Source organism: Streptomyces sp. NPDC107521, from assembly GCF_055598485.1.
In genome coordinates, this window is sequence record NZ_JBVKAT010000013.1 from 164,943 (window position 1) to 177,889 (window position 12,947).

General features: G+C 75.1%; 11 protein-coding genes and 1 pseudogene. 6 read left to right on the forward strand and 6 right to left on the reverse strand.

The annotated features are described in order from the left end of the window. Positions 1–65: 65 nt before the first annotated feature. The 3 genes from mdlC (at position 66) to ACZ7LB_RS20585 (ending at position 4,695) form a co-directional block, all read left to right on the forward strand. Positions 66–1,646: a benzoylformate decarboxylase gene (gene mdlC, locus ACZ7LB_RS20575; RefSeq protein ID WP_471470023.1), complete on the forward strand. Its 1,581-nt coding sequence runs from the start codon at positions 66–68 to the stop codon at positions 1,644–1,646. A gap of 275 nt (positions 1,647–1,921) precedes the next feature. Continuing rightward, complete coding sequence (locus tag ACZ7LB_RS20580; protein ID WP_471470025.1) at positions 1,922–3,376, forward strand: benzaldehyde dehydrogenase; 1,455 nt, start codon at positions 1,922–1,924, stop codon at positions 3,374–3,376. Positions 3,377–3,441: 65 nt separating this feature from the next. Next, complete coding sequence (locus ACZ7LB_RS20585) at positions 3,442–4,695, forward strand: MFS transporter (protein WP_471470027.1); 1,254 nt, start codon at positions 3,442–3,444, stop codon at positions 4,693–4,695. A 158-nt stretch (positions 4,696–4,853) separates the two neighbouring features. Here ACZ7LB_RS20585 and ACZ7LB_RS20590 read toward each other — a convergent pair whose 3' ends face one another. Continuing rightward, complete coding sequence (locus ACZ7LB_RS20590; RefSeq protein WP_471470029.1) at positions 4,854–5,600, reverse strand: PepSY domain-containing protein; 747 nt, start codon at positions 5,598–5,600, stop codon at positions 4,854–4,856. A 241-nt stretch (positions 5,601–5,841) separates the two neighbouring features. Further along, the gene (locus ACZ7LB_RS20595) at positions 5,842–6,822 is read right to left on the reverse strand and encodes a LysR family transcriptional regulator (RefSeq protein WP_471470031.1); all 981 of its coding nucleotides are present in this window, start codon (positions 6,820–6,822) and stop codon (positions 5,842–5,844) included. Between the two features lie 326 nt (positions 6,823–7,148). Between ACZ7LB_RS20595 and snpA the strand changes: the two genes are divergently transcribed. Then, positions 7,149–7,835: a snapalysin gene (snpA, locus tag ACZ7LB_RS20600; protein WP_471470033.1), complete on the forward strand. Its 687-nt coding sequence runs from the start codon at positions 7,149–7,151 to the stop codon at positions 7,833–7,835. A gap of 49 nt (positions 7,836–7,884) precedes the next feature. On the opposite strand, the gene ACZ7LB_RS20605 is transcribed toward snpA, so the two are convergent. Next, positions 7,885–8,574, reverse strand: a complete 690-nt coding sequence (locus ACZ7LB_RS20605) for an adenosylcobinamide amidohydrolase (protein WP_471470035.1) — start codon at positions 8,572–8,574, stop codon at positions 7,885–7,887. A gap of 215 nt (positions 8,575–8,789) precedes the next feature. On the opposite strand from ACZ7LB_RS20605, the gene ACZ7LB_RS20610 reads away from it, so the two are divergent. Further along, complete coding sequence (locus tag ACZ7LB_RS20610) at positions 8,790–9,140, forward strand: hypothetical protein (RefSeq protein ID WP_471470127.1); 351 nt, start codon at positions 8,790–8,792, stop codon at positions 9,138–9,140. A gap of 99 nt (positions 9,141–9,239) precedes the next feature. Here ACZ7LB_RS20610 and ACZ7LB_RS20615 read toward each other — a convergent pair whose 3' ends face one another. Together ACZ7LB_RS20615 and nsrR are read right to left on the reverse strand one after the other, a co-directional pair. After that, on the reverse strand, positions 9,240–10,439 hold the full coding sequence (locus ACZ7LB_RS20615) for a globin domain-containing protein (RefSeq protein ID WP_471470037.1): 1,200 nt from the start codon (positions 10,437–10,439) through the stop codon (positions 9,240–9,242). 74 nt (positions 10,440–10,513) lie between these two features. Then, positions 10,514–10,960 (reverse strand): nitric oxide-sensing transcriptional repressor NsrR, encoded by a 447-nt coding sequence (gene nsrR / locus ACZ7LB_RS20620; protein WP_471470039.1) that lies wholly within the window; start codon positions 10,958–10,960, stop codon positions 10,514–10,516. A gap of 149 nt (positions 10,961–11,109) precedes the next feature. On the opposite strand from nsrR, the gene ACZ7LB_RS20625 reads away from it, so the two are divergent. Further along, positions 11,110–11,547: a hypothetical protein gene (locus tag ACZ7LB_RS20625; protein ID WP_471470041.1), complete on the forward strand. Its 438-nt coding sequence runs from the start codon at positions 11,110–11,112 to the stop codon at positions 11,545–11,547. 34 nt (positions 11,548–11,581) lie between these two features. Here ACZ7LB_RS20625 and ACZ7LB_RS20630 read toward each other — a convergent pair. Beyond that, positions 11,582–12,823 (reverse strand): annotated as a pseudogene (locus ACZ7LB_RS20630) (MFS transporter); the annotation flags it as partial. Positions 12,824–12,947: the final 124 nt, after the last annotated feature.

A 12,947-nucleotide genomic window follows, 5' to 3' on the forward strand; every position in this document is an offset into this window, starting at 1 on the left:
ACATTTATTGGTGCGCATGTCGCACGGGTGCCTAGCGTGTCCGGCACCGACCGAAAGGAACCTCCGTGCCATCCGTGCGCCGTGTCTCCCACGAGTTCCTGGAGCGCCAGGGACTGACCACCGTCTTCGGCAACCCGGGCTCCAACGAACTGCCGTTCCTCACCGGCCTGCCCGACGGGTTCCGCTACGTCCTCGGTCTGCACGAGGGCGCCGTGGTCGGCATGGCGGACGGATTCGCCCAGGCCACCGGACGGCCGGTGCTGGTCAACCTGCACGCGGCCTCGGGCTCGGGCAACGCGATGGGCGCGCTGACCAACGCGGTGGCCTCCCGCACCCCGCTGGTGGTCGTGGCCGGGCAGCAGGTGCGGTCCGCCATCGGTCCGGAGGCCAACCTGGCCAGCGTCGACGCGCCCTCGCTGATGAAGCCGCTGGTCGGCTGGGCGGCGGAACCGGCGTGCGCCGGGGACGTGCCGCGCGCCCTCGCCCAGGCCGTCTTCGAGGCCGAACTCCAGCGCCGCCCGACCTATCTCTCGGTCCCGTACGACGACTGGGACGCCGAGGCCGACGCCAACGCGTCCGCCGTGCTCGACCGGCGGGTGCACCGCGCCGCCGCGCCGGGCGCCGACCAGGCCCGGTGGCTCGTCGAGCGGGTGACCGGGGCGCGGCGGCCCGCCCTGGTGCTGGGCGGGGACATCGACTCGGCCGGTCTGTTCGACGAGGCGGTCCGGCTGGCGGAGCGCCTCGGCGGGCCGGTCTGGGCGGCCCCGTCGCAGTTCCGGCTGCCGTTCCCCAACCGGCACCCGCTGTTCCGGGGGGTGCTGCCGGCCGGGATCGCGCCGGTGTCCGAGGCGTTCGAGGGCCACGACCTGGTGCTGGTGCTGGGCGCCCCGGTCTTCCGCTACCACGAGTACCTGCCGGGCCGGTACCTGCCGGAGGGCACCCGGCTCGTCCAGGTGACCGGGGACGCCCCGGCCGCCGCGCGGGCGCCGATGGGCGAGGCGCTGGTCGCGGACCCGGGCGAGGTCATCGCCCTGCTGCTGGACGCGCTCGGGGAGCCCGGGACCCCCGCCGGCCCGCACCGGCCGGTGCCCGAACCGGCGGCCGCGGAGGGCCCCGCGCTCCACCCGGAGCAGGTGTTCGCCGCCCTGCGCGACGAGTCGCCCGAGGACACCGCGTACGTCGTGGAGTCCACCTCGACCACCGGCGCCTGGTGGCGCCAGATGGACCTGCGCCGCCCCGGCTCATACTACTTCCCCGCGGCCGGCGGGCTCGGCTTCGGCCTGCCCGGCGCGGTGGGGGTGGCCATGGGGCGGCCCGACCGCCCGGTCGTCGGCGTGATCGGCGACGGCTCGGCCAACTACGGCATCACCGCCCTGTGGACGGCCGCCCAGCACCGTGTCCCGCTGACCGTCGTCCTGCTCCGCAACGGCACGTACGGGGCGCTGCGCTGGTTCAGCGGACTGCTCGGCGTGGCGGACGCGCCGGGGCTGGACATCCCCGGGCTGGACTTCACCCGCATCGCCGAGGGCTACGGCGTCGCCGCCCGGCACGTCGGCGGTGCCGAGGAGCTGCGCGCGGAGCTGGCGCGGCCGGTGGACGGCCCGCGTCTGATCCAGGTCGACACCGCCCTGACCAGCCCCTCCTGAACCCGCTCCGGCGGGGCGGCGCACCGGCCCGCCACGAGGACCGGCCCGCCCCGCCGCACCCCCCGCAGGACCCCACCCCCACATCCCCTCACACCCCCACCCCACGACTCACGCGGCTCGCGCGGCACACGCCGCGGACACCGCGCAGACCGGCCCCGTCGCACGGCACACGCCCGCGGGCATACGACAGGCGGGCCCCGGGCGCCCGACGCGGCGCGCGACGCACGGCACACCCGGCGACCGGTGACTTTGACCACCCGAGGAAAGGGCACATCATGACATTCCTGGACAGCGAGGTCTGGGACGGGAAGTTCCTCAGCGACGGCTGGCACGACTCCCCCGTCCGGCACCCGGTCGTCGAACCGGCGACCGGTGACCGGCTCGCCGCGGTGGGCATGGCCACCGCGGACGACGTGAACCGGGCGGCCGCCCGCGCCGCCGAGGCGCAGCGCGCGTGGGCGGCGACCTCCCCGCAGCGCCGCGCGGCCGTGCTGCGCAGGGCGGGCGAGCTGTTCACCGAGCACGCCGGCGAGATCGAGGAGTGGCTGGTCCGCGAGGCGGGTTCGGTGCGCGCGAAGGCCGCCTTCGAGGCGGGGCTCGCGATCGGCGAGTGCTTCGAGTGCGCGGGCCTGCCCACGCATCCGCAGGGCGAGGTGCTCACCTCGGAGGAGGCCCGCTGGTCGCTGGCCCGCCGCCGCCCGGCCGGTGTGGTCAGCGTGATCGCCCCGTTCAACTTCCCGCTCATCCTGGCCCTGCGCTCGGTCGCCCCGGCCCTGGCCCTCGGCAACGCCGTGCTGCTCAAGCCCGACCCCCGCACCGCGGTGAGCGGCGGCGTGGTCATCGCCCGGATCTTCGAGGAGGCCGGGCTGCCCTCCGGGCTGCTGCACCTGCTGCCGGGCGACGGCGCGGTCGGACAGGCCGTCGTCGAGGCGCCCGAGGTGCGGGTGGTGTCGTTCACCGGCTCCACCCCGGTCGGCCGCGCCATCGGCGAGCGGGCCGGACGGCTGCTGAAGCGGGCCCATCTGGAGCTGGGCGGCAACAACGCGCTGGTCGTGCTGGAGGGCGCGGACGTCCGCAAGGCGGCCTCGGCGGGCGCCTTCGGCACCTATCTGCACCAGGGCCAGATCTGCATGACCACCGGCCGCCACATCGTGCACGAGTCGCTGCTGGAGGAGTACACGGCCCTGCTCGCGGCGAAGGCCGAGGCGCTGCCGGTGGGCGACCCGGCGCGCGAGGACGTGGCGCTCGGCCCGATCATCGACCGGCGCCAGCTCGACCGGGTGCACGGCATCGTCGCCGACAGCGTGGCGGCGGGCGCCCGGATAGCCGCGGGCGGCAGGGCCGAGGGCGCCTGCTACCGCCCCACCGTGCTCAGCGGGGTCACCACCGCCATGCCCGCCTGGCGCGAGGAGATCTTCGGCCCGGTCGCCCCCGTCCTCGGCTTCTCCACCCTCGACGAGGCGGCCCGGATCGTCGACGACTGCGAGTACGGCCTGTCCGTCGGCATCCTCGGCGACGTCGGCACGGCGATGCGGCTCGCGGACCGGATCGAGTCCGGAAAGATCCACATCAACGAGCAGACGGTGAACGACGAGCCCAACGCCCCGTTCGGCGGGGTCAAGGCGTCCGGCACCGGTTCCCGGTTCGGCGGCGCCGCGGCCAACGTGGAGGCGTTCACCGAGACCCAGTGGGTGACGGTCCGCCCCGACATCGCCGACTACCCGTTCTGACCGGCCCGGCGGGTCCGGCCGGTCCGGACCCGCTCCACACACCCGCCCCTGGGGGGAATGTCACCATGGCCTCCGCCACCACCCCCGGCGCGCCCGCGCGGTCCGCCGGTACCGGGAGCAGCGCCTGGACCGTGGTCCTGTGCTGGACCACCGTCCTGCTGGAGGGATACGACCTCGTCGTCCTCGGCGCGATCATCCCCACCCTGCTCAAGACCCATCACCTCGGCATGACCACGGGCGACGCGACCACCATCGCGACGCTCTCGCTCGTCGGGGTGGCCATCGGCGCCGTCTGCGTCGGGCCGCTGGCCGACCGGCTGGGACGCCGCCTCCTGCTGATCGGCTCGGTCGTGGTGTTCTCGGTCCTCACCCTGCTGGTGCCGCTGGCCGACTCGGTCGCGATGTTCGCCGCGCTGCGCCTGCTCGCCGGTCTGGGCCTCGGCGCCTGCATGCCGGTGTCGCTGACGATGATGGCCGAGCACATGCCGGTCCACCGCCGCGCGCGGGCCAGCACCCTGACGATGACCGGCTACCACACCGGCGCCGTGATCACCTCGTTGCTGGCCCTGCGGGTCGGCGACCACTGGGAGTCCCTGTTCTACGTCCTCGGCGCGGTGGGCCTGGTCGTGGCCGCCGTGCAGTGGTTCCGGCTGCCGGAGTCGGAGGCGTTCGTCCGGTCCCGGCGGGAGGGCGCGCGCCGGGTGCCGTTCACCGAGCTGCTCAAGCCGGCCTACCTGCGCGCGGGCATCGGCGTCTGGGTCGCCTCGTTCATGGGCCTGCTGCTGGTGTACGGCCTGAACACCTGGCTGCCGAAGCTGATGAACGACGCCGGATACCCGGTCCCCACCGCCGTCACCCAGCTGCTGGTGCTCAACGCCGGAGGTGTGGCCGGACTGGTCCTGGGCGGCTACGTGGCCGACCGCAGGGGCATCAAGGGCACCACCCTGGGCTGGTTCGCCGTCTCCGTGGCCATGCTGGCGTGTCTGAGCCTCCGGATCGGCAGCGACCTCCTGCTCAACACGGTGATCTTCCTCACCGGGGTGTTCGTGTTCTCGGCGCAGGTCCTCGTCTACGCCTACGTCACCCACTTCTACCCGGCCCCGGTGCGCGGTACGGCGCTGGGTTCGGCGTCCGGGATCGGGCGGATCGGCTCCATCGTCGGCCCGTCGATCACCGGGGCGCTGGTGGCGTCGGGCGTGGGCCACCCGTGGGGCTTCTACTTCTTCGCGGCGGTGGCGGTCCTCGGGTTCCTGGCCGTCCTGACCCTGCCGCGCGGGCCGTCCGGGTCCCCGGCCGAGGCGGGCGCCGCCGCCGTCTGACCGGCGCGCGGCACACGGAACGGGAGCAGTCGGGCCTCGCCCGCTGCTCCCGCGCTGTGTGTGGTGCGTGATGCCTGTGGTGCTCCTTGCGTCTCGCGTGTGCCGTGAGTGCGGGGTGTGCCGGGTGCCGCGCGGCTCCGCGCGGTGCGGCCCCGCGGTCAGCCGTTGTCGGTGTTCTCGCTCAGGACCTTGCCGTTGGCGGCGTCGACGTCGACGGTGGTCTTGTCCCAGGTGTCGGTGGAGACGACGTCCACGGCCCAGATGACCTGCTGGGAGTCGTTCTCCTCCAGCTCGACCTCGGTGACGGTGCCCTTGGTCTTGTCGGTGGCGGCCTTGACGGCCTGCTGCGGGGTCTCGGTGGCCTTCTTCAGCCGGTCGGCGGTGCGGGTCTTGTCGTCGGCGCTCTGGTCGCCCTCGGCCTGGGAGCGGAACACCTTGCCGCTCACCGCGTCGACGTCGACCCGGTGCACGGCGCCGTCGGAGGTGGCGACCTTGGCCTCCCACTCGGGAGCGCCCTTGCTGGGGGCCGGGTTGGGGGTGCTCGGGCTGGGCGAGCCGGTGGTGGCGGTGGCCTCGTCCGAGGTCCGCTTCAGCTCGATGCTCACCAGCTTGCTGTCGGGCACCTCCTTGACGGCGGTGTCGGCGGCCTTGTCCCAGGTGACCTTGGCCATCGGGACCAGGGCCTTGCGCTCCTCCTGGTCCTTGTCCATGGACGGGGAGGCGGAGGTCGGGGACGCGGAGGCGGTGTCGGTCTTGCTGGGGGAACCGGTCGGGGCCGCCTCGGCGACGCTCGAACGGCTGGTGTCGGCGTTGTCCGTGCAGGCCGTCAGCAGGAGGGCGGAGGCGCCCAGGGCACCCAGCACGGCCAGGGAACGGAGTCGGGGAAGTCGTCGCGCAGAGCTCATGATGCTCTCCGTAACCAGGCACCCGGGCCCTCATTCCGGTTCACCCGGACAACCACCGGTTTGGCCCCATGGACGACGGCGCCGACCGGGGCGCCCGGTGCCGGAGCGGCGTCCGGGGCCTCGCGCCGGGTCCGAGCCCTTCGCGCCGGGGCCGGTCCACCGGCCGGGGCGGCGCCGCCGGCCCGGGGTTCTTCCCGAGCCGCGCCCCTCCCGGGCCCGCGGCCCGAGGGCACGGCCCCGGTCAGCGGGCCCGGACGAACTCCGTGCGGTCGCCCGGGACCGGGGGCCGCGGGGTCACCGTCCGCGGGCCGGGCCCCTCCAGCCAGTCCCGGTAGGCGCGGGACTGGCCGGCCACCTCCCAGTACGCCTCCGCCAGCGCCGGGAAGACGGCGTCCAGTTCGTCCCGGGTCCGGGCGGCGAGCAGCAGGCGCACACCGAGCGGGTCGCCGTCCAGACGGCGCACCGCCGTGTCGGGGCGGGACTGGGAGCTGGGCTGGCAGACGGTGACCACCTCTCCGGTGGCGACCAGGGAGGCGGCGGTGTGGTAGTCGCCGTGCAGGACCCTGGGGTCGATGCCGACGGCGCGCAGCACCCGGTGCACCCCGTCCCATTCGCCGTCCACCGTGGGGTCGACCATCCAGCGGTCCTCCGCGAGGTCCGCGAGGCGGACGACGGGGTGCCCGGCGGCCGGGTGGTCGGCGGGCAGCATCACGAACTGCGGCTCGCGCTCGATCAGCACCCGCACCCGCAGCGCCTCGGGCATCTGCAGCGGGCAGCCCTCCACCTCGTGCACGAACGCCACGTCCAACTGCCCGTCGGCGACCCGGCCGAGCAGCGCGTTGGCGGAGACGTCCATCTGGAGGGTGGGCTCCAGGCCGGGGTGGCGCAGCCGCCGCAGCCAGCCGGCCAGGGCGCGGCTGGCGGTGGAGCCGACGCGCAGCCGGCTGTCCCCGCCGGCCGCGGCGGCGCGGGCCTCGCGCACCAGGGTGCGCATGTCGGCGACGAGCGGACGGGCTCGGCCGAGGACGGTCCGGCCGAGCGGGGTCGGGCGGCAGCCGGTGCGCCCGCGGTCGAACAGCGGTCCTCCCAGGGCCTGTTCGATGCGGCTCAACTGGGTGCTCAACGTGGGCTGGGCGACGCCCAGTTGGCGTGCCGCACGGTGCAGGCTGCCCGCGTCGGCGATGGCGCACAGCGCGCGTAGGTGCCTCACATCCAGCTCCATGCAGGGAGCGTAGAGCGGAACAGAACGTTGCGCCAGGTGAACAAAACGCTGCGGATCAGGGCGAGTTCAGCAGTCCGGCCGAAGCCGCCGGGTACCGTCCGAGGAGGTGCGGAGCGAGATCCGGACAGGGTGCGGAGCGGGCTCCGGGAGCGGGCGCGGAGGGGGTGCGGGGCCGTCGCGAAGGGGGAGCGGGACGGGGGCGGGGCCGGTGCGGGGCGGGGTGATAGCCCCGTGCTATCGGCTGTTGCCATCATCACAGGGCCCGGGTGCGCACCCCAAACTCACCGGTGACGACTTCTCCCCACTCCCCCACTTGGAGTCCTCGCATGCGGATCACCCTGCCCCTGCTGTCCACCGCCGTCGGTCTCGGTCTGACGGTCGCCGTGCTCGGCACCGGCCCGGCCGCGGTCGCCTCCGCGCCCCAGCAGCACGAAGTGGCGCACTCCGCCTACCTGTCGACGTCGGCCAAGGCCGACAACGCCGGCAACCAGGCGTTCTTCGAGGCGGTCCTGAAGTCCGTCGCGAAGCGCCAGGCGAACGCCCCGGGCGCCCCCAGCGCGGCGGCGGCCGTCACCGTGTACTACAGCGCCGCGAGCGCCCCGACCTTCCGCACCCAGATAGCCCGCTCCGCCCAGATCTGGAACAGCTCGGTCTCCAACGTGCGGCTGGCGGAGCGCAGCTCGGGCGCCGACTTCACGTACTACGAGGGCAACGACTCCCGTGGTTCGTACGCCTCCACCAACATGCACGGGAAGGGCTACATCTTCCTGGACTACCGGCAGAACCAGCAGTACGACTCGACCCGTGTCACCGCCCACGAGACGGGCCACGTGCTCGGCCTGCCGGACCGCTACTCCGGGCCGTGCAGCGAGCTGATGTCGGGCGGCGGCCCCGGCACCTCCTGCACCAACCCGTACCCGAACGCCACCGAGAGCGCCCGGGTGAACCAGCTCTGGGCCAACGGCTTCGCCGCGGCCCTCGACAAGGCGCTGGAGAAGAGCGCCCAGCGCTGATCCGCGTCACCGCGTGCGAGCGGGGGAGGTCCTGCCGGGCCTCCCCCGCTCACGCGTGCCGGGGGCCGGTGGGCAGGGCGGCCCGGACGGCTCCGTGCACGGCCCGGGCCAGCCGGGCCCCCCACAGGGAGCGCGGTCCGGCGAAGGCATGGGTCTCTCCCCCGGGGTACGGGGCGCGGGCGGCCACGCAGACGGCGTCCGTCGGGGTGCCGGAGCAGTCGTGACCGGACTCCACCAGCGCCTGGACCTTCGCCTCGGTGGCGGTGATCACCGCGTTGACCAGGGCGGCGTCGGTCAGGGCGACCGGCAGCGCGGCGACGATGTTGATGGTGCCGGGCAGGACGGCCCCCGCTCCCTCCCCGGGGGCGGCGGCCCAGCCGCGCACCGAGATCCCGGCGGTGGCGAAGGCCTCCGCCCCGCCGTCCCGGGCCCGGCCGGGGTCGGCCACCCCGGCGGCGGTCATCAGGCCCACGCCGGGCCCCTCGGCGCCGGCGGCTCGGGCCAGCCCGGCCAGGTGCCGGGCGGGGTCGGTGCGCCGGTAGCCGTGGGCGACCTGGGCGTTGAGCACCCAGGCGCGCTCGCCCGTGCCGCCGCCCAGCACCGCGCTGCTGACCATCCGCCAGCCGGGACCGGGCCGCCACAGCAGGGCGTGCAGCCGCTCGCCGTCCTCGTCGCGGGTCAGGTGCTCCAGGGTCAGCGGGCGGTACCCGGTTCGGGGCGGGGGCAGCGGGACGGGCACCGGCGGGGACTCCTTGCGGTGGTGGGGGCGGTCCGGGTGACCGGCCGATCCTACTCAGCGGCGGCGGACGCCCCGGACCGGTGGCCGCCCGGCGCGGGCCGGGACGCACCGGTGGCCCGCGGCGCCCGGAGGGGCCGGGCGGCGCATTGCGGGGGCGGCGGCGGGCGCCTTCACTGAAGACACACTCGCCGCCAGGCGACGGAACGGAGGCCATGATGCTGTCCCACACCCTGGAGCAGGGGGTCCTCGTCATCACCGTGGAGCGCGATCCGGGCGTCGCCGGCCGGGCCGCGCTCTCCGCCGGCATCACCCGTCTGGTGGAAGCCCACCGACCGGCACCGGTGGTCGTCGTCCTCGCCGGACCGTCCGCCGGGACCGCCGCGGTCAGCGCCGTGCTCCGGGCCCGTCAGCGGTGCGGTCACCTGGGCGTCCTGATGTCCGTCGTCGCCCCCGGCGCCCCGGTGCGGCGGCTGCTGGAGGCCAACGCGGACGGCTCCGGCCCGCGCCTGGTGGTGCACGCCCGGCTCGACACCGCCGTCGCGGCCGCGTTCACCGCGGCGGTGTAGGGGCCTGCCCCGGGGAGCGGCGCCGGACCGGACCGCGCCCCGCGTGCCCGGCCCGGCGGGTGCCCCCGGGGCTCCCGGGCACCGCGGGGCGCGGGCGGGTCACTCCTGGCCGAGCCAGAGGTCGGGGCCGAAGACCTCGTAGTGGACGGAGCGCGCGGGCACGCCCCGGCGCAGCAGGTCACCCCGGACGGCGCGCATGAACGGCACGGGGCCGCAGAGGTAGACGGTGACGTCCTCGGGCAGGTCGACGTCCGCCAGGTCGGCGCGGCCGGTGCGGGCGCCCTCGGGGGCGTTCCGGCCCGGCTCCTCGTACCAGAGGTGCAGGCGGCTTCCGGGCAGGGCCGCGACCAGGCCGAGGTGCTCCTCGCGGTGGGCGTGGTCGGCGGGGGTGCGGTCGGCGTGGACGACGGTCACCGGGCGGGCGGTGCCGGTGGCGTCCAGGTGGTCCAGCATGGCCAGCATGGGGGTGACGCCGATGCCGGCGGAGGCCAGCAGCAGGGGGCCGCCGCCGTCGGCCAGGGCCAGGTCGCCGAAGGGCGCGGAGACGTCGAGCACGTCACCGGCGCGGGCCCGGGAGTGCAGCCAGGTCGAGACCTCGCCGTCCGGCCGCCCGTCGCCCGTGACGCGCTTGACGGTGATCCGCCACTCGGGACGGCCCGGTGCCGAGGAGAGGCTGTACTGGCGTATCTGGCGGGAGCCGTCGGGCAGTTCCGAGCGGACGCTGACGTACTGGCCGGGGCTGAAGGGGCGGACGGGGCCGCCGTCGGCGGGGCGCAGCACGAAGGAGACGGCGTCGGGGGTCTGCTCCTCCCGCTCGACGATCTCCATGCCCTGCCAGACCTCGCCCTCGGCGACGCGGGTGCGCTGGTACAGCTCCGCCTCGACGGCTATGAGCGCGTTGGCCATCAGCCAGTACACCTCGTCCCACGCGGCGGCGACCTCGGGGGTGACGGCCTCCCCGAGCACCTCCGCGATGGCGGCGAACAGATGCCGGTGGACGATCTTGTACTGGTCGGAGGTGATGCCGAGGGAGGCGTGCTTGTGCGCGATCCGGCCGAGCAGGGCGTCCGGACGGGCCCCGGGGTCGTCGACCAGCATGCCGGCGAAGGCCGCGATGGAACCGGCGAGCGCCTTCTGCTGTTCCCCGTTGGCCTGGTTGCCCCGGTTGAACAGGTCTCTCAGCAGTTCCGGGTGGGCGGTGAACAGCTTCCGGTAGAACAGCTCGGTGATGTCACCGATGGCGGCTCCGACCGCCGGAAGGGTGGCCCGGACCACGGGGACAGACTGTTCGGAGAGCACGGGGACTCCTTTAATTGGTAGATGATATTCGTGTTTTGACCCACAGAGCGGCGCCGGCCGGACCGGCGGGCCCGTCAGCCGGACGGACGCCGGGTCAGGCCGAGGAGGACCGGACCGGTGGGAGAGGACACCAGGTCGTCCACGGTGAGCGGGTCGAGCGCGGCGTAGAACGCCTCCTGGGCGGAGCGCAGCGCGGTGCGCAGCCGGCAGGCGGCGCGCAGGGGGCACGGTTCGCTCCCCTCGCAGGCGACGACCTCGCCGTCGCCCTCCAGTTCCCGCACCAGCCAGCCCACGGAGGCGTGCCGGCCCAGTTCGGTCAGGGTCAGCCCGCCGCCGCGTCCGCGCCGCGCCTCCACCACGCCGAGGTGCTGGAGCCGTGTGATGGCCTTCGCCATGTGCGTGTACGGCACGCCCACGACCTCGGCCACCTCCCGGGTGGCCAGAGGATCGTCACCGTCTCCCACGACCGCCAGGCGCATCACGGAACGCAGCGCCAGGTCGGTGAACTTCGTCAGCCGCACGTCCAGGACGCTATCAAATGCGCATGCTAGATTCGCCTTTGCATCCGGCCGGGGCCCTGTGCGGTGCGTCACGCGGCCGACCGTCCGGCAGCGGGCCGCCCGACCGGGCGGCCCGCCGGGGCAGTTGAGCAGAGGGACGGTGGCGGCGGATGGCAGCGGAGGAAGGCGGGGCCCCCGCCCCGGCCGGGGCGGCTCCCCTCCCGCGCGTGCTGTGCGACACGGCGGAACTGGCGGCGCTCGGCGCCGGTGCCCCCGCCGGGGCGCTCTGGCGGCTGGCGGAGCCGGGGCGGCAGCTCGACGCCAATGTCGTCCGCCTCCCGGCCGGCGCCCGGGTGGGCACCCACACCGAGCCCGATCTGGACGTCCTGCTGCTCGTGCTGGCCGGCGGGGCGTCCCTGGTCCGCTCCGACGGGGAGCACCCCCTGGCCCCGGGTGTCCTGACCTGGCTGCCGCACGGCTCCACGAGGGCGGTGGCCGCGGGGCCGGAGGGCGTCACCTATCTGACGGTGCACCGGCGGCGGCCCGGTATGCGGATCCAGCCGCCGGAGGCGGCGGACCGGCGCCGGCCGCCCGGCACCCCCGTCTGACCCGGGCGGCGCTCCCGGCCCGCCGGGCGGGTCAGGGCGCCGGCGAGGCGGTCGCCGGTGCGCCGGTCGCCGGCGCGGCGGCCCCGGCCTCCGCGACGCCCGCCTCGGCGCGGCGGAGCAGCCCGTGACCGCCGGCGAGGACGGGGACGGCGAGGAGGAAGGTGGCGGCGCCGACGTAGAAGGGGACGCTCAGGTCGGTGGCGTCGGCCAGCCTCCCGGCGGCGTACGGGGCGAGACCGCCGCCGATGAAGCGCAGGAAGCCGTAGGCGGAGGAGGCGACGGGGCGCTCCACCGGCGCGACGAGCATGACGGCCTGGGTGGTCAGGGTGTTGTTGATGCCGATGAAGGCCCCGCTGGCGATGACCGCCACGATCACCGTGGTGGGATCGCCGACCCCGGCGGCGATGACGGCCATGACGACGCCCAGGCCGAGCAGGTTGGCGTAGAGCACCGGGGCGGTGCCGTAGCGGGCCTGGAGGCGGGGGGCGACCAGGACGCTGAAGGCGGCGACGAGCAGGCCCCAGGCGGTGAAGACCAGGCCGAGCCGATGGGCGTCCAGCTCCATGGGGTACGGCGCGTAGCCGAGCATGGTGAAGAAGCCCCAGTTGTACAGCAGGGCCATGATCCCCATGGTGAGCAGGCCCCGGTGGCGCAGGGCCCGCAGCGGGGCGAGCGGCGAGGTGGCCCGCTCTGGCCGGGGCAGGTCGGGGACGAGGACGACGGTGGCGATCAGGGCGACGGCCATCAGGGCGGCGACGCCGAAGAAGGGGCCGCGCCAGCTGATGGCGCCGAGTTCGCCGCCGAGCAGGGGGCCGACGGCTATGCCCAGGCCGAGAGCGGTCTCGTAGAGGATGATGGCGCCGCCGAAACCACCGCTGGCGGAGGCCACGATGACGGCCAGCGAGGTGGCGATGAACAGGGCGTTGCCCAGACCCCAACCGGCACGGAAGCCCACGATGCCGTTGATGGAGTCGGTGGTGCCGGCGAGCGCGGCGAAGACGACGATGACGGCGAGCCCGGTGACCAGGGTGCGCTTGGCGCCGATGCGGCTGGAGACCCAGCCGACGATCAGCATGGCCACGGCGGTGACGATCAGATAGCTGCTGAACAGCAGCGACACCTGGCTCGGGGTGGCGTCGAGGCTCTCCGCGAGCGCGGGCAGGATCGGGTCGACGAGGCCGATGCCCATGAAGGAGATCACACAGGCGAAGGCGACGGCCCAGACGGCCCTGGGCTGCCGGAACGGGCCTGCGGCCCTTCCGTGCGGTGCGGTCATACGCGTTCACTTCCCGGAACGGTGAGGAGGGGCGGAGGGAGGACGAGGGGGCGGGGAAGGCGGGGGGGGGAGCACCGGGCGGCGCGGGGCCGAAGGGCCGGGGCGGAGACGAGGGGAGCGGGGG

What these genes read in the sequence shown, in the direction of transcription:
- ACZ7LB_RS20580 (WP_471470025.1), top strand. Translation starts at nt 1,922, where the DNA reads ATGACATTCCTGGACAGCGAGGTCTGGGACGGGAAGTTCCTCAGCGAC.
- ACZ7LB_RS20585 (WP_471470027.1), top strand. Translation starts at nt 3,442, where the DNA reads ATGGCCTCCGCCACCACCCCCGGCGCGCCCGCGCGGTCCGCCGGTACC.
- ACZ7LB_RS20590 (WP_471470029.1), bottom strand. Translation starts at nt 5,600, where the DNA reads ATGAGCTCTGCGCGACGACTTCCCCGACTCCGTTCCCTGGCCGTGCTG.
- ACZ7LB_RS20595 (WP_471470031.1), bottom strand. Translation starts at nt 6,822, where the DNA reads ATGGAGCTGGATGTGAGGCACCTACGCGCGCTGTGCGCCATCGCCGAC.
- snpA (WP_471470033.1), top strand. Translation starts at nt 7,149, where the DNA reads ATGCGGATCACCCTGCCCCTGCTGTCCACCGCCGTCGGTCTCGGTCTG.
- ACZ7LB_RS20610 (WP_471470127.1), top strand. Translation starts at nt 8,790, where the DNA reads ATGCTGTCCCACACCCTGGAGCAGGGGGTCCTCGTCATCACCGTGGAG.
- ACZ7LB_RS20625 (WP_471470041.1), top strand. Translation starts at nt 11,110, where the DNA reads ATGGCAGCGGAGGAAGGCGGGGCCCCCGCCCCGGCCGGGGCGGCTCCC.